At 33.9% G+C, this 22674-nt stretch carries 17 protein-coding genes and 1 tRNA gene; 15 read left to right on the top strand and 3 right to left on the bottom strand.

All coding sequences use genetic code 11. From position 1 onward, the window contains the following. Positions 1–49: 49 nt before the first annotated feature. The 7 genes from DFQ02_RS14160 (at position 50) to DFQ02_RS14130 (ending at position 10717) form a co-directional block, all read left to right on the top strand. Positions 50–123, top strand: a tRNA-Asp gene (locus tag DFQ02_RS14160). A 208-nt stretch (positions 124–331) separates the two neighbouring features. Next, positions 332–1642 (top strand): site-specific integrase, encoded by a 1311-nt coding sequence (locus tag DFQ02_RS14155; protein WP_245940278.1) that lies wholly within the window; start codon positions 332–334, stop codon positions 1640–1642. Positions 1643–2004: 362 nt separating this feature from the next. Continuing rightward, positions 2005–2853: a DUF4007 family protein gene (locus tag DFQ02_RS14150; protein WP_116525108.1), complete on the top strand. Its 849-nt coding sequence runs from the start codon at positions 2005–2007 to the stop codon at positions 2851–2853. A gap of 97 nt (positions 2854–2950) precedes the next feature. Further along, positions 2951–6076, top strand: coding sequence for a hypothetical protein (locus DFQ02_RS14145; RefSeq protein WP_147297789.1), 3126 nt, complete (start codon positions 2951–2953; stop codon positions 6074–6076). Then, positions 6069–7208: a phosphoadenosine phosphosulfate reductase family protein gene (locus tag DFQ02_RS14140; RefSeq protein WP_116525106.1), complete on the top strand. Its 1140-nt coding sequence runs from the start codon at positions 6069–6071 to the stop codon at positions 7206–7208. Before DFQ02_RS14145 ends, DFQ02_RS14140 begins: the two co-directional genes overlap by 8 nt. A 39-nt stretch (positions 7209–7247) precedes the next feature. Continuing rightward, positions 7248–9551: a sensor histidine kinase gene (locus tag DFQ02_RS14135; protein WP_181896429.1), complete on the top strand. Its 2304-nt coding sequence runs from the start codon at positions 7248–7250 to the stop codon at positions 9549–9551. A 2-nt stretch (positions 9552–9553) separates the two neighbouring features. Beyond that, positions 9554–10717 carry a hypothetical protein gene (locus tag DFQ02_RS14130; protein WP_116525104.1) on the top strand — a complete coding sequence of 388 codons (1164 nt, stop codon included), beginning with the start codon at positions 9554–9556 and terminating at the stop codon, positions 10715–10717. Positions 10718–10769: 52 nt separating this feature from the next. Here DFQ02_RS14130 and DFQ02_RS14125 read toward each other — a convergent pair whose 3' ends face one another. Continuing rightward, positions 10770–13244 (bottom strand): hypothetical protein, encoded by a 2475-nt coding sequence (locus tag DFQ02_RS14125; protein ID WP_220340300.1) that lies wholly within the window; start codon positions 13242–13244, stop codon positions 10770–10772. 50 nt (positions 13245–13294) lie between these two features. After that, complete coding sequence (locus tag DFQ02_RS15065; RefSeq protein ID WP_147297788.1) at positions 13295–13459, bottom strand: helix-turn-helix domain-containing protein; 165 nt, start codon at positions 13457–13459, stop codon at positions 13295–13297. A 264-nt stretch (positions 13460–13723) separates the two neighbouring features. Between DFQ02_RS15065 and DFQ02_RS14120 the strand changes: the two genes are divergently transcribed. The 8 genes from DFQ02_RS14120 to DFQ02_RS14085 all read left to right on the top strand — a co-directional run bounded on the left by DFQ02_RS14120 (position 13724) and on the right by DFQ02_RS14085 (position 21445). Then, entirely contained in the window at positions 13724–15529 is a 1806-nt protein-coding gene (locus DFQ02_RS14120) for a ParB/RepB/Spo0J family partition protein (protein ID WP_245940277.1), read from the top strand. A gap of 87 nt (positions 15530–15616) precedes the next feature. Then, complete coding sequence (locus DFQ02_RS14115; RefSeq protein ID WP_116525103.1) at positions 15617–16177, top strand: hypothetical protein; 561 nt, start codon at positions 15617–15619, stop codon at positions 16175–16177. A 557-nt stretch (positions 16178–16734) separates the two neighbouring features. Beyond that, positions 16735–17073 carry a single-stranded DNA-binding protein gene (locus DFQ02_RS14110; protein WP_116525102.1) on the top strand — a complete coding sequence of 113 codons (339 nt, stop codon included), beginning with the start codon at positions 16735–16737 and terminating at the stop codon, positions 17071–17073. An 81-nt stretch (positions 17074–17154) separates the two neighbouring features. Continuing rightward, positions 17155–17604, top strand: a complete 450-nt coding sequence (locus tag DFQ02_RS14105; protein ID WP_116525101.1) for a JAB domain-containing protein — start codon at positions 17155–17157, stop codon at positions 17602–17604. 17 nt (positions 17605–17621) lie between these two features. Then, positions 17622–17819, top strand: coding sequence for a hypothetical protein (locus tag DFQ02_RS14100; protein ID WP_116525100.1), 198 nt, complete (start codon positions 17622–17624; stop codon positions 17817–17819). A gap of 422 nt (positions 17820–18241) precedes the next feature. Then, positions 18242–18826 carry a BfmA/BtgA family mobilization protein gene (locus DFQ02_RS14095; protein ID WP_116525099.1) on the top strand — a complete coding sequence of 195 codons (585 nt, stop codon included), beginning with the start codon at positions 18242–18244 and terminating at the stop codon, positions 18824–18826. Between the two features lie 4 nt (positions 18827–18830). Further along, positions 18831–19850 (top strand): MobB family relaxase, encoded by a 1020-nt coding sequence (mobB, locus tag DFQ02_RS14090; protein ID WP_116525098.1) that lies wholly within the window; start codon positions 18831–18833, stop codon positions 19848–19850. A gap of 11 nt (positions 19851–19861) precedes the next feature. After that, a complete protein-coding gene (locus tag DFQ02_RS14085) occupies positions 19862–21445 on the top strand; it encodes a type IV secretory system conjugative DNA transfer family protein (protein ID WP_116525097.1) in 1584 nt (527 codons plus the stop codon). 31 nt (positions 21446–21476) lie between these two features. Here DFQ02_RS14085 and DFQ02_RS14080 read toward each other — a convergent pair whose 3' ends face one another. Beyond that, positions 21477–22268 (bottom strand): toxin-antitoxin system YwqK family antitoxin, encoded by a 792-nt coding sequence (locus DFQ02_RS14080; protein ID WP_116525096.1) that lies wholly within the window; start codon positions 22266–22268, stop codon positions 21477–21479. Positions 22269–22674: the final 406 nt, after the last annotated feature.

The raw sequence follows: 22674 nt of genomic DNA, 5'->3' as shown, positions 1-22674 counted from the left end.
TTTGACATATTAAAAAAGGCGTGTATATTTGCATCCGCAATCATGCAACGGTCTGGTAGTTCAGTTGGTTAGAATATCTGCCTGTCACGCAGGGGGTCGCGGGTTCGAGTCCCGTCCAGACCGCTTTTAAGAACATCAATTTAAATCAAAACCCTATTAATTATATGATTAACAGGGTTTTGTCGTTTTTAGGCTTTTGTGTTTTATTAATTTTTTTTATTTTAATAGTTCACAAATCGTCAACAGTTTTTTTAAACTGTCAACATAGTTAAAAAAAGCTAAGATTATGACGATTTACCTTATATAGTTGATTTGACTTTCGATTAAAAGAATGTTTAACAATCTAAAATCGACAGCTATGCGTACTTCAACAACATTTTCAATCCTTTTCTGGATTTATGCAAAACGTGCAAAAAACAATCAGACTGGAATCTATGCTAGAATTTCAGTTAATGGTAAAAAGGTCAACATCAGTTTAAAACAAAAGGTTGATGTTGACAAATGGGATGCTAAAGGTCAAAAAATGAAAGGTAACTGCCTTAAAGCAAATAAGCTGAATCAATACCTAGATGAGATCAAATCTGACATTGTTCAGTGTTATCGGGATTTAAAATCAGAAAATCGAGTCCTAACAGCCGAGTTGGTTAAAGCTAGGTATTTAGGAGAGGACAAAAAAAACCATACTCTACTAGATATTTTTGAATATCATAATGAGAATATGACTCACAATTTAGCTGATTGTACAATCGGTAAATTCCTTACTACACAAAAGTATCTTTTAGTTTATGTTCAAGAAAAATATAAACGAGACAATATGTTTCTGCAAAATCTGGATTATGAATTTGTTTTAGGTTTTGAAAGTTTTCTAAGAAAATATAGGTCAAGACCATCACAAGGAACAATCGGAAATAATGTTGCAATGAAACATATCCAAAGACTAAAAAAAATGATTAGGCTTGCATACGAAATGGATTGGATTCAACGAGACCCATTTACCAAATTCAAACTTAAGTATGAGAAAAAGGAGCGTGAATTTCTAACTAAACAAGAACTTAAAAAAGTTGAGGAACTAATTACCTCAATTGAGAGGTTAACAACTGTAAGAGATTTGTTTGTTTTCAGTTGTTATACCGGACTTTCGTATATCGACGTTATCAATCTATCACAAGGTAACATAGTAAAGGGAGATGATGGAAACAAATGGATTAAGACTAAAAGACAGAAAACTGGAGTTCCTGTGAAGATTCCACTTCTTGAACAAGCTGAAAAATTAATTATTAACTATAAAGAGCATCCAAGAACTGAAAATACTAATAGATTGTTCCCTCACATGTCGAATCAAAAATTGAATAGTTATTTAAAAGAGATCGCCGATTTGTGCGAAATTTCTAAATCTCTCACTTTCCACATGGCACGACACACTTTTGCAACTACCATTACATTAACAAATAATGTTCCTGTTGAAACGGTGTCAAAGCTTTTAGGTCATACTAAAATAGCTACTACCCAAATCTATGCTCAGGTGGTTGAGAATAAAATTAGTAATGATATGAATAATCTTAAAACGACTTTGAAAGTCCAAAACCAACATAAACCAAGAGGCTCAAATTTGAAAATAAACATTATGCAGATAGTTAGGTAGTTTCAGTCTAAAAGCCTCTAATTTTTAAGAGGAGATAATCCTTTAATGTTTTAAATATACTTGACTATTTTAATTTTCATTTCTATTTGAAAAGTAAGTGACCTTTATTCAGGATGGGGCTAGTATCTATTCGCTATAATAAAAATTGCCGAATTAAGTGAGAGTCGGTATATTTTAAGAAAAATGGTTTTAGGTTAAGTGGTAATGAATAAATTATTAAATTAGTCTGAGCTACTTTAAGTTTTTGTTAACCTACAGCTATAAAGGGTTTGTTAATTTGTTTTTTCAGTGTTGCTCAAATATGTGCTAAAACAAATTTTCTAAAGTTGTACATTTACCAATGTTTTTATTTATTTTAAAGTATGAGTGAAAGATTAATGTTTTCAGGTCATGAAACCTTCCATTGTAAAGGGTTGTGGTTGAAAAAAGGATACGATTTTGTAAAAGTTGACGGGAAATTTACAGACCAAGCATGTATCGATTTAGGTGTTGGAAGAAATATGGTTAGTTCAATACGATTTTGGTTAAAAGCGTTTAACATTATTAATACTGAAAATGAAAAAGTAACTAAAATAGCAAACTTTTTATTTGATGAAATTCACGGGAAAGATAAATATCTAGAGAACGAAACCTCACTTTGGCTATTACATTATCTATTAATTATAAATGATTACTCTTCTATTTATTCAATAATATTCAATGAGTTTAGAAAACTAAAACCTGAGTTTAGTAAAGAAAACTTTATTACTTATATAGATGGGATTGATTCTGGTCTCAATCATAACACATTGTCTAAAGATTTTTCAGTCTTTTTAAGAACATATCATTCAAAGAACGAAAAAGATATAGAAGATAGTTTTTCTGGAATTTTATCTGATCTTGAGTTGGTTCAAGAAATAAAGAGAAATAATTCTACAAAATATACTATTCAGAACAATAGACAAGAGGACATCCCAATAGAACTTATATTATTTATAATATTAGAAAATGATGGATATGGTAAATCTATAAGCTTTAAAAACCTTTACAGTGATTATAATAGTGTAGGTAATATTTTTGCCTTTTCAAAAGAACAACTTGAAAAAAAACTTATACTTATTTCAGAGAAATACAATGATATTGTATATTCTAATGATTCAGGGATTAAAGAGTTGCAATTTAAAAATGTAAAACCAAATTCTTTTGACATTTTAAGCCAATATTATGACTAACATAAAGCAGCTATCATCAATAAATATAGTTAGAGACCAAGATAAGTCTATCGAATATATTCCTACCGGTAATTCTAAACGTATTGCTAATTTTATATTGAATGAATTTGATAAAGGGGTTCATAGTTTTAATCTTATAGGGTCATATGGTACAGGTAAGTCTTCATTTTTATGGGCTTTTAACAGAAGTATTTCTAATTCGAATACAGATAATTTTTTTGATTTCAATTCTAATGCTTTAAGAAATTGTGAGTTTATTAATGTCGTTGGAGAACACAATTCACTGATAACCTATTTTAAAACCTATTTTTCTATTGAAAATAAGCTTAAAGGAAATCAAGAGATTTTTGATTGTATCTACCAGCAATATGAGAAAGTAAAGAAGCAAAATGGGTTATTGGTTATTTGTATAGATGAATTTGGTAAGTTTTTGGAATATGCATCACAGCATAATCCTGAAAGGGAGATGTACTTTATTCAACAGCTTGCAGAGTTTGTTAACGATTCTAGCAGAAATATAATCTTATTAACATCTGTTCATCAAGCAATAGACTCATATTCGAATGATTTATCGGAATCGCAAAAGAACGAATGGAAAAAAGTAAAAGGGAGACTTTCCGAAATTACTTTTAATGAACCGATTGAACAGCTACTTTTTTTAGCATCAAAATATTTTGGCTCTAAATACAAGGCTTCTAAAAATTACATTAGCTATAATGAAGTCCTGAATAAATTAAATCAGAGTAATAATTGTTTTTCAATTTCAAAAGAGTTTATAGATAACATTGGAAACAATCTATTTCCATTAGATATATTTTCAGCAATTACATTGACTTATTCTTTACAAAGATATGGTCAAAATGAAAGATCTTTATTTACATTCTTAAATACTTCTGATCATTTAGGAATAGAGAGTTTGAAAGACGGAGAGTTATTTGATATACCAAAACTTTATGATTATTTACTTGTCAACTTGTACTCAATTTTAGTCAGTAAGCATAATCCCGATTATACACAGTGGGCTTTAATCAAAAGTTCAATTGAAAGGGCTGAAACAAAGGTTGATGAAAATCAAAATTTGTCATTGGATATTTTAAAAGTCATCGGACTAGTTAATTTATTTGCAAGTAAGGGTGCTAGTATTGATGATTGGTTTTTAACAAACTACTTATCATTCAAATACAATTCAAGTGCTATTGAAAAAGCGTTGAAGAGTTTAACGAAGCTAAAAATTATAAGATTCAATAGCTTTAATAATTCATATAAGCTTTTTGGTGGTACTGATATGGATATTGAAAGTGCTATACTTAAAGCTAGTGATAGTATTGATGAAGGTCTTGACATAGTCTACAGATTAAACGAAGCTTTTGATTTTCCAATATTAACAGCAAAGGAAACACTATATATTACTGGAACGCCAAGGCTTTTTAAATTTAATATTAGTGAAAACCCTTCTTTTGAAACTCCTGTTAATGAAATAGATGGCTTTATTAACCTAATTTTTAATGAAAAGCTAACTGGTAAAGATATCATTGAAAAGACTTCGAAAAGAGATATACCAATTCTCTATGGGTTATATAAAAACTCATCAACGATAAGGAAGACTCTATTGGATATTGTGAAAACAGAAAAAGTTTTAAGTGAGGTTGATATAGATGATAGGTTTGCCAAAATAGAATTAAAAACTATTATTAAGAGTCAAAAAGCGTTACTAAATCATTACGTTTTACACTCTTTGTATTCTAAGAATATTGAATGGTTCTTTAATGGAGAGAGACGAGTTATAAAAAGTAAACAAGAATTAAATAAAATACTTTCTGAGATTTGTTTATCTATTTATCCTCATACTCCTAAAATCAATATGGAGTTGATAAATAAGCATAAAGTATCTGGCGCTATAAACTCAGCAAGAAAATCGTATTTTAATAGATTAGTAAATAATTGGGGGGAAAAGGACTTAGGCTATCCTGATGATAAATTTCCGTCAGATAAAACGATTTACTGGAGTCTAATTAAAAATAATGGAATTCATATAGAAGAGGATGGAAGTTATATACTTACTTTCCCTAATTCAGAAGACGAAAATTTTATTAGAGTATGGCAAGAATGTGAATCATTCTTACAGGAGGCTAAAAAAGAGCAAAGGCCAATTACCGATTTAATGTCCATCTTAAAACAAAAACCTTATAAATTAAAACAAGGCGTAGTTGATTTCTTAATACCGACTTTTTTATTCGTAAGACGAGGTGATTTTGCACTTTATAATGTTGATGGCGGTTATATGCCTTATATCAATGAAACAATTCTATATCTAATTACAAGAAACCCAAACGAATACTCAGTCAAATCATTCGAGCTTGATAATTTAAGATTAAACTTATTTAATAAGTACAGAGTTTATTTAAATCAGGATAAACAAGCGTCAATGTCAAATGAGTCTTTTATTGAAAGTGTTAGACCGTTTTTGATTTTATATAAAAGCCTTACTGATTATTCGAAGAAAACAAAAAGGTTAACTCCAGAAGCATTGAAATTAAGAAGTGCCATTTCCCATGCTGAAGACCCAGAAAAGATATTTTTTGAACAGTTTCCCATAGCATTAGGGTATAATGTCAAAGAACTAATTCAAAATGAGCAGTTGTTTGATGAGTATATCATCAAGTTTCAAAAAACAATTATAGAATTAAGGGACTCTTATAAGGAATTATTAAATCGTTTTGAAAACTTTTTGACAACTGAGGTTTTAGGAATAAGGAGTGATTTTCCCCAATATAAAGTACAGTTGCAAAAACGATATGATTCATTAAAAGAGCATCAAATTTTACCTTCTCAAAAGACCTTTATGTTAAGAGTCAATTCAGAACTCGATGACAGAGATAGTTGGTTGAACTCTATTTGTTTTTCTTTATTATCAAAACCTCTAGATAGAGTATCAGATAAAGATGAAGATGTTTTAAAAGAGAAGCTAAGTTTTATCATTAAAGAGTTAGATAACTTATGTGATATAAAAAATGTTAACTTTGATGAAAGTGAAGAAGAGATTTATAAAATAGATTTTACTTCTCAAAATCAAGGGTTGAAGAATCATTTAGTACGTATCTCAAAGAGGCAAAAGGAAGAAGTTAAAAAATCAATTTCTAAAATAGAAAATACCTTAGGAGGGGATAAACAATTAAGAATTGCAGTTTTAACAGAATTATTGAAAAAGGAATTAAATGAGTAAACTACAACACGTATTGGGGATATCAGGAGGTAAAGATAGTGCTGCATTGGCAATATACCTAAAGGATAAATACCCCATGCTCGATATAAAGTACTATTTTACTGATACGGGAAAAGAACTAGATGAAACCTATCAATTGATTGATGCTTTGGAGGGACAATATGGAATAAATATTGATAGACTTGAAGACAAAAAAATTTCAAGTACTAATGAAGACCCTTTTGATTTTCATTTTAAATCTTTTAGAGGTTATTTACCTTCGCCACAAGCAAGATGGTGTACTGCATTAATGAAACTAAAACCTTTTGAGAAGTTTGTGAATGGAAAACCAACGGTTTCTTATGTTGGAATTAGAGGTGATGAACAAAGAGAGGGTTATATATCAAGAGAAAAAAATATTCAATCCATATTTCCATTTAGAAGAAATATCTGGAGTCAAGATGTATTAGAAAAAATCTTCAACCCTGAAAATCATGAACAATTATTGACTTATTATAGTCAGTATATAAAAGGGGGCAAATTAGATAAAATAGAAGCTGTCTTTTCTAAACCAATTCCATTTAATAGAAATTATAGATTAGAGAAAGAACGAATTATAAAAGAGAAACTTGACGCTTTACTTGAGTTTGGAGTTGTGGAATACAACAAAAGTATTTTTCAGTATCTAAAAACTACTGATTATCCTTTATCAATGGAAGACGATTATCCTTTGCTAGAAAATGAAGACAACTTGGTAAGAGCTGATATTTTTAAAATACTTGAAGAAAGTGGTGTAGGTGTTCCAGCTTATTACAATAAAGTGAAATATGAAGTTGATGGACAAGTAGGTGAATATGCAAGAAGTAGATCAGGTTGTTATTTTTGTTTCTTTCAACAAAAAATAGAGTGGGTTTGGTTATATGAACAACACCCTGAAAGATTTAAAGAGGCTATGAAGTATGAAAATGAGGATGAATATTTTACTTGGATTCCTAATGAATCTTTAAAAGAGCTAATGGATCCAAAAAGAATTAGAGAAATTAAATTAGACCATTTAAAACGTACAAATAAGCATAAATCTAAAAACTCTAAATTTTTATTGGATATTTTAGATGATACAGAAAGTGATGCTTGTACCGCTTGTTTTTTGTAAATGGATAAATTCAACAAATATAAATTTGAACCAGGTGCAATGTCCATCATCCAAATGGGTGAAGAACTTATAGGGCATCCTTCAACGGCAGTAAATGAATTAGTTAAAAACAGTTATGATGCTGATGCTGGTAAATGTTGGGTCTATACACAATATGACAAGAACCCTCAAAAGAACTTTATTCTCTTGATGGACAATGGATTGGGAATGGATTCGGGGACTCTCTTTGGGGATTGGTTAAAGCCCTCTAAGAGTAGTAAAAGAAATGAAGACCAAAGCTTACGTAGAAGCACAATATATAATAGAAGGTTTTTAGGTTCTAAAGGGATAGGCCGGCTTGCTGCAATGGCTCTTGGAAGACATCTAACGGTTATTTCAAAACAGAATAATGAAAATGCATATAATTGGATAAGAATAGATAGGGAGAATTTTAGAAATGAATCTTTACTAAAGTTGGTCGATTTTCCTGGTGGGCAAATAGAAAATTATCAAGAATTATTTCGAGATACAGAAATTTTAGAAGAATCAAAACTAAAGATCAATGGAAACCTTATCAACTTACTCAAAAATCAACCCTTCAATTCATTTAACGAGGGCACATTAGTAGTAATTCAGGATGTGGACAGTTCCTTGAGAAACCTAATTGAGGAGGAATTTAAAGTATTGGATTTGGAGCAAACATCAATGTTTAAGTCTTTGAGGGATTTAATTACACCTCTAAAACTAAACAACAAAATCCAAGAAGAGCTTTTAGAAATTGATATCATTGATGAAAAGCTAAAAATTGATAATGGCGAAGGAACTTTTGAACTATTTTATGGTATCAATTTTATAAAAGACCAGAAAAAGGGAGAGACAAGTTTTATAGAAATTGAACCTTCCAAAATTTTAGACCACTTCGATTATAGAGTTTTCGGAAAGGCATTTAAGGATGGAAGTGTTAAAGCTCAATACCTGTGCAATAGATTTGCAGAAGATAGCTACGAAAAAACATTAGAAATACCCTCAACATTCAATTTATCCCAAGAAGAAAAAGATGTTCGAAAGCTGGACGAAATTGAGGATGAAAATAAAGACCAAAAGAAAGTTGGGGTTGGCGAATTTTACTTTGATATCAGGGTATATGATTTAGATTTCGATGCCAAAGATAAAATGGTTAAGCTATTAAATGCCAGTGGAAGAAGAGAAGCATCAGCGACTTTTACCAAGTATTTGGGTCTGAGAATATCCAAAAATGGCTTTGGTGTTAAGCCTTATGGGGAGGAAGAACACGACTGGATGGGCTTAGGAGCTAAAAGAGTTCAAAAGCATATAGTAACGATTGGCCCAAATCAAATAATTGGTAATATCTTTCTTTATTCACCTCAGAATGATGGATTAAAGGAAAAAACGAACCGAGAAGGTTTCTACGAAAGTAGAGAGTTTATGAACTTTAAAAAGATTATTGCTGGAGTTTTAGAAACAACGGGAAGAGAAAGAGCAAAGTATAGATTAAAACATAATTTAGGAAGAAAGACTAAAAACAAATTAGACCGTCCTGATACCGAAAAATTCATCCAATATGTGTTAGGTAATTCTCAAGACGAAAAACTTATTTCCAAGGCAAAAGAGTTTGTTCTTGAAACTAATGATGCCTTGGACAATATGGAGGATTCTTTATCATTTTCCCAACGTCTTGCCTCATTAGGTACAGGCTTAGAACTTGTGTACCACGAACTATCCCAACCCCTGTCTGTTTTGGGAACGGTTAAATCATCACTTCACAAAAACACCGTGAAGCTACCAGATGAAAAGATAAAGCAGCTTTTCTCTAAAAGAATTGATAATATGCAGGGAGCTATTACGTTACTTGAGGAACTCAAAAATTCTTTACAACCTGCGATTGGGAGATCAACCAAGAAAAATTTTAAGCCAGTTGAAACCTTTAAAAAGGTTTGTCATTTATTTGAACGGATTTTTGAAGACTCAAATATTATACTTGAAATTAAAAACAAAAACCTCGATTATGAAATCAAGGGCTTAGAGTATTTATTTTGGATTTCATTTCTCAATATACTCAATAACGCAGTCTATTGGCTTCAAAATGTTGAGAAAAGATATATCGTATTCGAAATAAATGATGAAGAAATCATAGTTAGCAATACGGGACCTAAAATTCCGGAAGATGATTTGGAAGTAATTTTTGAATACGGAATTACCTCAAAGAAAGAAAAGAATGCGACCGGTCTTGGTCTTGCATTCACAAGGAATATGTTATCATCCGATAAATGGAAGATTTGGGCAGAAAATAGAAGCTATGGACCTGCATTCCATATTAAAAAAGAACAATCATCTTCAAATTAAATATGACTACAAGCAAAAAAAATCAAGGTGTAATTATTTTACTAGAGAATGAAAAAGCAATCAGAGATGCTTTTGCAATAGCCTTTGAAGATCACGAAATTGATTTGCATTTGGTGCAATGTGAAACACCAAATGAATATGAGGTTTCTTTAAAAAAGGCAAAGGAAGAAAACAATCTTCGAGGCCTCATTATTGATTTGTCTAATACATCAATAGAAGAAGACTCTAGAGTTTATAGGGCTTCTGAATATATACAAGCAGAGTTTGACCATAACAGAATACCGATTTTTATTCATAGCGGGAATCTGGAACATTATAATGACCTAAAAGACAAGGGTACAGTATTTAGAACGCCTAAATCTGCAAAATCAATTGAAGGAATTTTGACTAGTTTAAAAAAAATGCAGGACTCTGGTTTTCTAAATATTTTCTGCCTTGGTGGTGAATTAGAAAGTCGGATAATGAAAGAAATTCATAGTGCATTCGTCAGTCAATTTAAAGATAAAGAGATAGAAGGGATAATAGACTCTATTGAAAGATCGTGCGAACCTGAAAATTTAATAGGGAGAACACACGAAGTATTTGAAAGGATAGCCTTAAGAACCGTTTTTGAGAATTTAGTGAGTGCTTCTAAGTTAGAAGATGGAAATATTAAAGAGGTTCAATTGAATTCAATTGAACACTATTACAGAAGAACTAGTGATTTTGATTTTTGGACAGGTGATATTTTTAAAGCAAAAGAAGGAAATAATCGCTGCGTAATACTTACCCCTAGATGCAATATTGGGCATAAAAATTATGATGAATTGTTGTTATGTAAAGTTCAGGATATCAGTGAACAGAACCTTAAGGATCTAACAGGTAGGAAAGGAGAAGAAAAACTTAGAAAAAATATTACTGACCATCAAATAGTTGGTGAGAGATACAGGTTTTTACCACCTACACCTCAGTTTTCAGGTGGATTAGTTGATTTTAAGACCAATTTTACCATGAGTGAAGACAGCTTTAAAGAATTATACGAACTTGAATTAACACTAAGTGATGAGCTCACAAATGATGTTGTTAGAAAATATGCATCCTATGTTTTAAGAGGTGGAATTTCGGAAACCGAGTTTAGAGAAGCCCATCATTATGTAAAAATGCTTCTTCCTGAAGAAAAAGATTGATTTAAAATATAGTTGATTAGTCTCTAAAAAGGTAATTTTGTCATATGCTTTTTTAATCCGCCAACCCTTGCATCATTTCTTCCATACCACCAAAATTCAAAATAAAAGTAGAATAATAATGGTCAAATAGATCTTTGAGATATTGCCCTAAATCTACTTCCTCATATTGATTGGTGTTTTCGTTCTTTTGATTGATTTGATAACCTCTGTTTTTTGTAATGGTATATAGGAATAGTGTGTGGAAATATACAGCAGTGTAATACTTTCTGTTAGATAGTTCTATTTGCTCTTCGTTTGGATTATTGTGTTTTGATTTAAAATTCTTTAAAACAGTACTATCCATATTAATGAAAATACTATTTAGATTGTCCCCCTCAGCCTCTGGAACCATAACAGTTTTGTAATCTATATCTAAACCTGTGGCTTCTTCAACATCTTCCCAAGATACTGCATTTTCACCTTTTTCTTCTTTGTTTTCATAGGCAAAAACCATTTTTGGTAACCCTAAAGGTTCATTATCACCTTCATCTTTGGGTGTTTTTTCCTTTTTCTTTTCAGGATCAGATATTTTGACCCAAAAAATTTCATCAAAATCTTCATTTGGTGATGTTAAAGAAACTTTTAATTGAATAGCATCATTAACCTTTAGTTCTTCTTTAGGGTTAAGGTTAACTCTTATAGTTCCTTTATTCGGACTGCTTTTGTTGACATTGAATAGTTCGCTAACTTCTTTTGGTTCTCCAACTTGATTACCTCCTTTGGTTTCGTTTTCTTTTATTTTTAAAACAGCTATTTTGAGTTCTCCTGGTTCATCAGTTCGGTCAAAATAATCGTTTACACAGTCAGTGCTGAAACGAATAGTTTTCTCTCCATTAAGGGGGATTTTTGCAACTTCAGTATCTCCTTTAGCTTTAGAATTTATTTTAAATTGAGATGGGAATCTTTGAGGTAAAAATGGAGTTTCAATCCTTTTGGAATCAGATTTCTTTTTCTTTTTATTGTTCTTTGTTTCTTTTTTTAAATCCAATTTAAAGGTGTCTCCGAGTAACTTCATTAAATCTGAATTCAGAGGCAGGTTTTTGGTAAAGTTTTTAAGTAGTTGATTGGTGTTTGTTGATGTATCAACATTAACAGCCTGTTTTCTGAATTTCTGAATTTCATTTAATCTACCATCTTTTGAGCTTAATTTCGAGGCTAAATAGTGTCTTAGTTGCTGCGTTTCTTCTCCATCCTTTAACCTATCTCTTGAAGCCATAAAAAGTTCTTTCCTAAACTCATACTTCATTTCTGTACAGTCTACGTGAATTAAAAGATGATTCTTTAATAAATTTAATTTCAAAGATCTAGTAATAAATTCAGAGGTATAATAGCCATGAACTTGACCATTCATTGAGAACATCACATTCATACCATTTTTAAAATACCTTCTGCCTATTTCATCTTTAGTTTTCTTTAAGTCAAAATCTTTGACTTTAACGTTAAAAACAAAGCATGACACTTTCATCTTTCCAAATAATTCATCTTCATAAGTTTCAGAAAACTGATCTGATATATAATCTCCTTCTTCTTTTTGAAGCCTTCTCTTGAGTCCAAAAAGATCATTCGATAAAACCTTGTTATTTGGATATCTTTCAATGGTATCTTTAGTTAACATCGGAAGAGCAGGGTTAAAAAGAAATTCATTAATACTTTGATTTAAGTCCTGAGCAAATCCAGAATACCCTTTAGGAAACTGGTACGAATACATTTTTATTATAGTCCCCGTTTTGAATACTCTATTTTCCAACCCTAAATCAAGACTATCGATTTTAAACGAAGGTATTTTATTGCTTATAAGTAAGTATTCATACCAAGTCTCTTTAGCTTGATCATTTTCTGTTTTTGGATGTTCTCTTATTAACGTAAAACCAAAATCACCTGTATTATCAAACCTTTTGGAGGCTATAAGTTGGTATCTCTTTTTTCCACAAAAGACAATAGCCCCACTCCCTCCCATATTATATTTACCTTGAACAAAATGGACATTGTTTTTATTTCCCCTTAAAAGAGAAAGGAAAGTTTCTTCAAACTTTTCAGGGTGTTGCCCTTCACCATTGTCGTAAATTATAACTGAGGTTGGGTATTGTTTCCTTTGGCTTCTAGGGCCATTACCATCTGCGATGATCTGAATTTCTTCTGCTTGAGAACGTCTGTTTTTCTGTAAATCCCAATTATTATTTGGGTAGAATAAATTAATGGCTTCATCCATTGATTGAGGAGCATCTGAATCTGTTGGGTTAGTGCCCATTTCTAAACACTTTTTAGTAAGAATCGCATCTATTGAGTTGGTAGTCTTCTCAATTAGTGCCGCAATAGGGTTTGACTGTTGGTTTTTTACAACGCCATAATTACTAAAATTACCTCCTAATGGTTTCCAATTATCACGCTTAAACAGTTCTGGATTTTTATCAATAAATGATTGAAGTTCTGTTTCGTCTTTTGAGTTAAATAATTTAAAGAAGACTTCGTTAGGTTTCAATTTGTTCATCTCACAAAAAAGTTAGGACTAACAAATCTATCAAAAAAAACCTACATCAACTATGATTGTTTTAACTTTTCGATATCATCTTTTTTATATAAAAATGCGTTTCCTTTTTTGGTGAATGATAAAGCTCCTTTAACTCTTAAATGCATTAAATCACAAGAAGAAATTTTTAGGGCTTTCTCAGTTTCTTTATTTGTGCAGTATTCTTTTTTATTCATGCTTTTTTGTCGATGTGATTAGTGCGAACTTTCAAGTGTTTATAGAAACCACTAAAATATATTTATCTTTAATTTCTTAGATAGATGTAATATATTCCATCCAATATTCCCGAAAGTTAAACTCGCAAAATATTTCTCGGAAAAGGGACGGCATAAAGCCATCACTACCTCCCATGCTCATTTATTCCGTTTCCTTTCCCCTCCAAAATTTTGACTTCCGTTTGATGTCATGCTTAAATATTGTTTAACACAAAAAATTTAATCATGGAAACAACAAAAAGTAATGCAGTAACGAACAGGCCTGCAAGAAGAAGTCAAACAGTTCCCGAGGAAGAGCCAAAAGCTACCAATACAATGGTAAGCACTGAATTAAAGATTGAAAATTTGGATTTAGGTCTAATCCAGCCCGATCCAAATCAACCAAGGAAATCTTATGATGAATTGAAACTACTGGGTTTGGCTGATAGTATAAAGGAGTTTGGAGTACTACAGCCCATCACCGTCAGGAAATCCGATAAAGGCTACACAATCGTTATGGGAGAAAGAAGATACCGATCAAGCAAAATTGCAGGAAAACGAACCATTCCAGCAATAGTTCGGAAATATGAAAACAATGACGTATTGGAACTGCAAATCATTGAAAACCTACAGCGCCAGGACGTTGAGCCAACCGAGGAAGCAGAAGCCATCGCATTTTTAAGTGAAAAGTACACGCCATCCGAGATTGCCCAACGATTAGGGAGAGGCGAAAATTTTGTGCGACAAAGAATCAAATTATCAGGGCTGATAGAAGGATTCAAACACTTTGTCAGAAACGGTGAAATGACCATTTCATTGGGCGTAGCAGTGGCACTTTTCGAACCAGAAGACCAAAAGATGATGCTTGAGATTATGGGAAAAGAATTTAATGGCAACCAATTAAAAAGAATGGTTGACAATAAGACCTACGATCTGTCCAAAGCTCCCTTTAAAGTTGAGGATAAAGATCTGATTGCCAATGCCGGTTCATGCATCCAATGTCCGTTCAATGCCATTAACCAGGGCAACCTGTTCGGGGATGGCAAAATGATCTGTACAAAATCAGCCTGTTACGAAACCAAAAAACTGAAAGTGCTTTTAAACCTTATAAAAAGGGCCAAGAAAGAAAACCGGATTTTGATTCCCGATATCAGAAGGCATTTTGCAGGCCAAGAAGGTAATCAGCTCATAATTTCCCAAATGGAAAAAGAAGGACTGACGGTCTATCTTTTAGATGACATTGACCTATTGAAAAGACCTTCCAAGCCAACCACTAAAAGTATTAAGGAAGATTACTACTGGAAAGAGTTTACCAAAGAAGAGCTTAAAAAGCAATTGGATGGAGCTATCAAAGTATACAATACAGAATTGGAAGCATTTAATACAGCCGAAGAAAATGGGTATATAAAAGGATTTTATTTTGATACGGACTCCTACAAAACTGAAAAGGTCTTCGTTAAAATTGAAAAAGAGGAAGACAATGAATCCCCTGAGTGTTCAGTACCCCTTGAAAAAAGAAAAATGGAAGATTGCACACCGGAAGAACAGATTACAAAGCTGAATTCCAAAGAAGTTCGCAAAAAAGAGATCGAGAACAACAAGCAATTTGAAGAAGTGGCCACAATGATCCGTGAAACAGATTATATACATTCAAAAAAGGCACTTACCATAGATGAAATGGTAGCGTTCACCATTACACTTTACGAGAATACTATAGGCTACTACGAAAGGCAGCAGCACTTTAAGGATTTCTATGGAAAGTCTTTAATAACGAGCCGGGAAAACCTGGTAAAACGATTCAAGAAGAACTTCAAAAAGGAAACGTTCAATAAACTCATTCGATTTGTACTGACCAAGCAAGTCCACTTTGGAGAAGCCAACCATACAAACAACTTTACGAACATTTCTTTTTACACTGCCATGCAGGGTTTCCATGGGACAGAGATCGCAAAAATTGAGAAAGCTTATGCCGAAACACGAAGCAAACGGGAGAAACGCCTCGAAGCGCGTATTGCCGAACTTCAAAAACAGGTGAAAGCACTCAAAGCGTAATCTCTGTTTAACCGAAGAGGAGTCCAGTTTACGGATTCCTCTTTTTCATTTAAAAAACATTTCTAAATAAAATTAAAAAATACCATCATGGAAAACCCTAAACTATTACAACTGGATTTTGGTTTTGATATAGATCCTGTTCAAAATCAAAAAAACATTAAAACCAATACCAAAAAAGCAAAATCTGATTTTGTATTTGAATTCATGGATGCCCTAACCAGTCCAATTATCATATACAATACAGCATGGCAAGATGCCATACCAAAAGATTTATTGGAAAGAATCACCATAAGCCGAATGCTATGCCTTATGAAAGGAGAGAAAATGGCATCCATTACGGAAACAGTGGCCTATATGATGCCAAGAACCTTCGAAGCCCCTATGTCCTCAGAATGGTGCAATATCTATACCTGGTGCGGACTGCAATATGCTACGCAATTCAATAGTGAAAATAAGAAAAAAGCTATGATAGAAGCTATGGAAGGCATAGCACCAAAAACACTATCGGACTATGAACAAGTCTTATTAAAACGACTGAGACTTTGGATCTATGAAAAACGGCGCAAAGCATTAAAAGCATCCATGAAAAACGATAAACCAAAGAAACTAGAAACTCCAGAGACAGAACAAAAATGTCTATTCCACTGATTACAAGATTTAAAGGAAATCGGAAAGCCAAAACCCGAATATCCTTGACCGCACTATCGGCAAAACCATCTTGGGGTTTTGCCGGGTAATGCTGGGACATCCGGATTTTGTCTAGACAATTTTAAGGGGTTTTATAATAAAAGAAGCCTTTCGTTGTTTTTCGGGGCATCGAAAAACAGGCAGTGCATAAGCATTTCTTAACCTGCCTGCCGGCAGGCAGGTTAAGCCCCATCCACTGCGTTCGCTTAACTTCCCGTATGCTCCCTTGCGGACGGGCTTAAAAGAACCTGCTAATGCCCTATGGAACTTGTCAAGACCAAGACAGGTTTTAGAAAAAAATAAGGTATCTACTACCTTGTTTTTAGCCCTTCGGTAAAAACGACGTTGCAGACACTCCTGATTTTTCCCTAAAAGTCTTGACAAAACCCACTTCGTTTATTGTGCTACGCACGAAAGAAATCATACAACGCACCCCTTAAAATTTAGAGCAACCTAAATCGAGAAAGGGAAATTATTAACCCGTCTGCCAAAGGGTGGACATTTAAAAATCTTTTATCATGAGTACATTAAAGAACAAAGTACAGCTGATCGGAAACGTAGGACTAGAGCCTACCATTACCAACCTTGAAAACGGAAAGAAAGTAGCCCGATTGTCATTGGCGACCAATGAACATTATAAGAACGGACAGGGCGAAAAACAAACCGACACCAATTGGCATACCATTATCGCCTGGGGAAAAACAGCCGATATTATAGAAAAGTATGTTACCAAGGGCAAGGAAATTGCCGTAGAGGGCAAACTGAGCACGAGAGCCTATGACGATAAGGACGGCAACAAACGCTATGTGACCGAGGTCATCGTATCGGAAATCCTATTGTTAGGAAATAACAATTAGAATAAAAAATAAAGAGGGCGTATGCATATCTCTAAAATATTACTGCCCTCTTTTTCATCATTCACTCTAAATAAGAAAACAATGAAGAACAAAGTTAGCGAAATAAAAATCAGTTACAAAGAAAAGGTAAGTACATTAAACTCACCCAAAATAACATGCTCAAAGGATACTGCCGAATTACTGTTTAAGCACTGGAATAAGGACACCATAGAATTGCAGGAAACCTTTAAAATACTATTGTTAAACAATAGTAATAAGGTAAAGGGCATCTATGAACTGTCCACAGGAAGCATAACAGGTACGTTGGTAGATTTAAGAATCCTGTTTGCGGTAGTTTTAAAATCATTAAGTGTAGGACTGGTTCTTTCACACAATCACCCATCACATAAACTAAAACCGAGCCATGCCGATATACAGATAACGGAAAAAATCAAAAAAGCAGCCGAGTTTTTCGATATAAAGGTTTTGGACCATTTGATACTGGCACCCAATGGAGAGTACTACAGCTTTGCAGATAACGGGGATCTATAATTTAAAACAATAGAACAATGATACAATTAAATTATAACAACCTCGATGAAGCCACCCAAGAACGATTACTTAGCATGTCCAAAAAAGATGTAGAAAAGCGATTTGGGGAACAGCTTAAGAACTATGCCAAGAAACACTATACAAATTACCATACCTTATTGGAAGAAGAAGCCATACGGAATTTGTACAATTACAAATATGTTTTCAAAATCTAAAATTTAAGACCAAGCATAAAAGACCTTTGATAAAAAAGTCAAAGGTTTTTTCTTTTCATAAGCCCAAATCTGACGTTCTATTGTCCTTTTCACTTGCAAATCATACAGAATGAACCCAAAACGGTTCATTTGGCAACAAACCACGTTTCATGGTTAACGATCAAAACAATACCTTTAAAAGAAGCAGGAAGCTTAAAAAAATGCAATCTGATTTTTAATCAGGTTGTTTGAAAATTTTTGTCCCTGCGGGACGAAAAATGATAAGCAAGAGGGTAGCGTGTTGTCACACCGCTACAAATCTCATTTACTTCGTAAAACCCCTGTTTATAAGGGTTTGTAGAGTTTTTGCAAAAAGGGATAAAAGAGGTTTTTTATGAAAAAATCCGCTCAGCCCAGTAAAACCGTTGATTTTTTATGAAAAAATGGATAAAGGATACGAAAAAGAACAGTTTGAAGGCTTGAAAATCAAATCTTCAGTAGCCAAAAAGTTCAGGGCATATTGCAAGGTAATTTCAAAATCCCAGTCCATGGGATTATTGGCTATGTTGGATTTTTTTGAGATCCATGAACTGTCCCCGACGGATTCCATCGATGGTAACTTAAGAGCCATAGAAATACGCATCAAAAAACGGATAAATAATGCCATAGCCATAATAAAGAGCATAGAACAAAGTCAGACCCTGCCAACGGCAGCTATGCTACAAGCCCTGTTCGAGCAGCAATTGGAGCATGAAGACGACGATGATTATTTGGGCGAGCATTTGGAATTCATAGAAAAGAAATTTGAGCACGTTGAAGCAGGAGAGGAGAAACTGATGGAAGAGTACACAGTCCCCAAAATTAGGTATGAACGTCTGGAAGAAAACATGGCAAGGCTAAGGGCGGACTTTGGCTATGTGCTGGGCAAAGTAAAAACGGTCAATAGCCCTTTTGGGAAAGGCTATCTGAAACTGGAAATAACGCCCGAAGAACTTGAAAAATATAAACGCACCATAAAAAACTCGTAAACTTATGTATATAGCCATCAGCAAACAGCACCAGGGAGAAAACTTCAGTGGGAGCGTCCGTGATTTTGTCAACTACCTTGAAAAAGAGAATCAGGAACAAAACCTGGAGCAACAAGAATATTTCTTTGACCAAAACAACGACCGGATCAACGCCGAAGAAGTTATCACGGAAATAGACAGCAATACTACCAAACTCAACAAAAAAGATCCCAAATTCTATTCCATGGTGGTCAGCCCTTCCCAAAGCGAGCTAAAGGCCATTAACAACGATCCCGAAAAACTGCGCCAGTACGTCCGAGAGATAATGAAGGATTATGCCGCTTCGTTTTACAGGAATAAAACCGTCACGGTAAACGATATAAAATACTATGCCAAAATAGAAAAAGAGCGCACCTATAAGGGAACGGACAGGGAAATTAGAGAAAACCAACCCTATGCCACAAAAATACTGGAGCTCAAAAAAGAAATGCGACATATAGAACAAGGTAAATCAAAAGGACAAATTAAGACCATTAAAAAAGAAATAGAGCGTTTGGAACGCGACGCTCCACATAAAATAAATGGTAAACGCATTGTAAGAGATATGAACAAAGAAGGTATGCAAAACCATGTCCATATCATCGTAAGCCATAAGGACGTTACCAATACCTTTAAACTATCCCCTTTATCACAACATAAAGAAGCCGAGACCATTTTGAATGGAAAAACTATAAAACAAGGCTTTAACAGGGACAAATTTTATGAAGCCGCAGAAAAGACCTTTGATAGGACCTTTAACTATAAACGGAATTTTATGGAAAGCTATAAAGCGAGGAACGTTTTGGACAAAGACCCCAAGCGGTTTTTAGCCATGCTGGCAGGGTTGCCAACAACGGAGAAACAGGCTGCACTCAAATCGCTGTACAAAGCAGGTGTAAAAGTAGCGACCATACCAACAAATAAAGTACAACTGGCCTATAAAGCCCTAATGAAGCTCAAAAGAGGTGTGGAAACCGCCATCAGTTCAGGTTCTATAGGCATTTAAACCATAGCATTATGACAGATATACCAATATATACACTGATAGCATCCTGGAGCTTGGGAGGACTTATCTCCTATATTGCCAATAAATATATCCGACAGGGGTTTTTAATGATACTGTTAAGCTTGATTATAGCTACGATTATCGTGAACCATAGCGTAGGATTTCAATCCATATTAAAAGCCATGATGCTCATGGTCTTACCATTACAATTTATAAATGTGGTCATTTACGCCTATTGTGGAAATGCCAATGGTCAAGCCACCAGAAAAGAACATAAAGTAACCATGAGGACCAAGGGTAATAAATTAATCTTAGAAAACATTAGAAGAGGCATATCGGTAATAGCCTCCGCAGGAAGTGGCAAGACCGAAAGCGTCATCTACAATTTGATGGCACATTTTAAGAAACACAAGTTCAGTGGGGTAATACATGACTACAAAAATTTTGAGATTACCGAAATGGCCTATCCCATGTTCCAAAACGGGGGGAACCAGTTCCACATTGTGTCGTTCGATCCCATCTATAGTAGGGTAAATCCCATAGCACCAAAATACCTACCAGATGAAGAAAGTGTCTATGAAGTATCCAGGGTGCTTCTAGAAAACCTATTGGAGACCAAGGAATCTGATGACAACAGTACCTCACGGTTTTTTAAGGATGCAGTGGAAGGACTTATAAGTGGACTTATATGGCGTTTAAAAACAGATTACCCCGATTATTGCACCATCCCCCATTTGATAGCCTTGTACCAAGAGGTAAACACCAAAGGGTTAATAAAATTTCTAAAGGGTAACCTAACTTCCAAGTCCATGGCCGATGCCTTTATCAGTGGTGTAGGATCAGAACGCCAAACAGCAGGGGTGAAAAGTACCCTGGCCAATGCCTTTAAAAAGATCAGTACGCAAAAGATATTCATGGTACTTTCTGCAGATGATATACCGCTTAATATCAACAATTCGAAAAACCCGTCGGTGATAGCCATTGTCAATAATCCGAAGAAGGATGCCTCATTATCTCCGGTCATAGCCACCATCATACACACCATTACCAAACAAATGAGCGAACGGAACCAATTGCCCTCATTTGTACTGTTGGAAGAAGCACCGACAATAAGGCTGCCAAACATGCATCGTATACCGGCAACACTACGGAGCTATGATATTGCTACCGTTTATGTGATGCAGGACAAGATACAGAATGATATGCTGTATGGTGAAAAGGCGAGCAAAGCCATATTGAGCAACCTGTCCTACCAGTTTTTCGGCAAAGTAAACGATCCCGACACTGCAAAATATTACGAACGCTTTTTTGAGATCATAAAAAACCCAACAAGGAGCGTGAGCAAGGGAACGGGGCTATCATGGGAAGCCCGGGTAACCAAGGGGGAGCGGGAAGTGCCCAAGCGTAGGGCAGAAATCTTTTTTAGGCTGAAACAGGGCGAATTTGTGGTGTTTGCAGATGGTAAGGACAGAAAGGTACAATTTAAACGGCCTAAAATACAAAGAGGGTTGCCCGCTCCAACTGCTTTAACTCCCCAAGACCTGGAAAAGAATTTTGCCAAAATACATGATGAGATAAAATCAATATTTAAGTAGCTTTAAATATGTTTTGAAAAGAATAGGCTTCCTATTGCTCTTTTTTGAACAACTTTTTAAAGAAGCCTTTGTCGCTGTTTTCTTCGGTAGCTCTATTTTGCTTTTTGTTAGCCCTGTTAATGGAATCCTGTATTTTCTCAAGGCGTCTGTCCAATATCTTTTGGGATTTTTGGATGGAATCCTGTCGTTTTAAATAGCGTTTTTTGGACTTAATCTTAGCTTTTTTAATGGAATCATTCCGCTTTTTAAGTAATTTTTCATGCTTTATACCAGCTTTTTCTAAGGAATCTTTTTTTCTTAAAAGTTCATGGATAATACTCCTGGGTTTTTCGGTATAGATGCTATCCTTTTTATGGTATGTTGTATCCTTTGTTTTATAGTTTATCCATCTGCCAACCTTTGTATTATTTCTGTAATTCCCAATAGCAGCCAATTTGCCTTTGTTATCATAAGTAATGGATTTGCCATTCCTTAAGCCTTCATTCCAGTGTTCTTCCAACAGTAATTGCCCATTTTCGTTCCATATTTTCCAGACTCCTGTCTTTAGCCCAAAAATAAAAGTCCCTTTTTCTGCAAGCTGGTTGGATCGATAATATTTTTGGTAAGATTCGTGTAAAACGCTACCGCCCACATTTCCAAGGGATTGGTGTATGCCACCCGATTTAAACCAAAAATAGGTTTTATTGGCATCAAAACGATTTAATTTCTTGGATGAAATATAACATTCCGTATCGAATCCGTTTTGGCGCACTATCCGTTTTTGTACATCTGTATTGAATGCAAGACATATGACTATGGCAATCAAAATAAAGGAAGTTCTCATCTGTAATGTAATGAATAGATATTTTTGTTCAATAAGGATAAAGTTAACCCAAAACTTAAAACATCAATAAGGGATTTGCACCTAACTTGTAGTGGAGATTCATTATTATCAGTATCAAAAAAATATAGCATACAAGCTATATAAACCGCTCAAATTATTTATAGGTAAAATCCCATAAAAAATTGTTATATTTATATCATAAAACAGTCTTTTTAATAAGTTAAAAAAAAGGATATATACCCCAAAAAGGTATATTTTATTGTTTTAAAATTTATGATACGTTCTTATAAATACTAATGTTTCGGACATTTTGATTACTATCCTTTCGGAATGCTGCAGCCTAATCGTCACGGTTCCAGTGATAGCTACCGTTACGGTTTTCAAGGTCAGGAGAAGGATGATGAGG

This window comes from Seonamhaeicola aphaedonensis (assembly GCF_003386195.1).
GTDB lineage: Bacteria > Bacteroidota > Bacteroidia > Flavobacteriales > Flavobacteriaceae > Seonamhaeicola > Seonamhaeicola aphaedonensis.
This window is presented reverse-complemented; position numbering and strand designations above follow the sequence as displayed.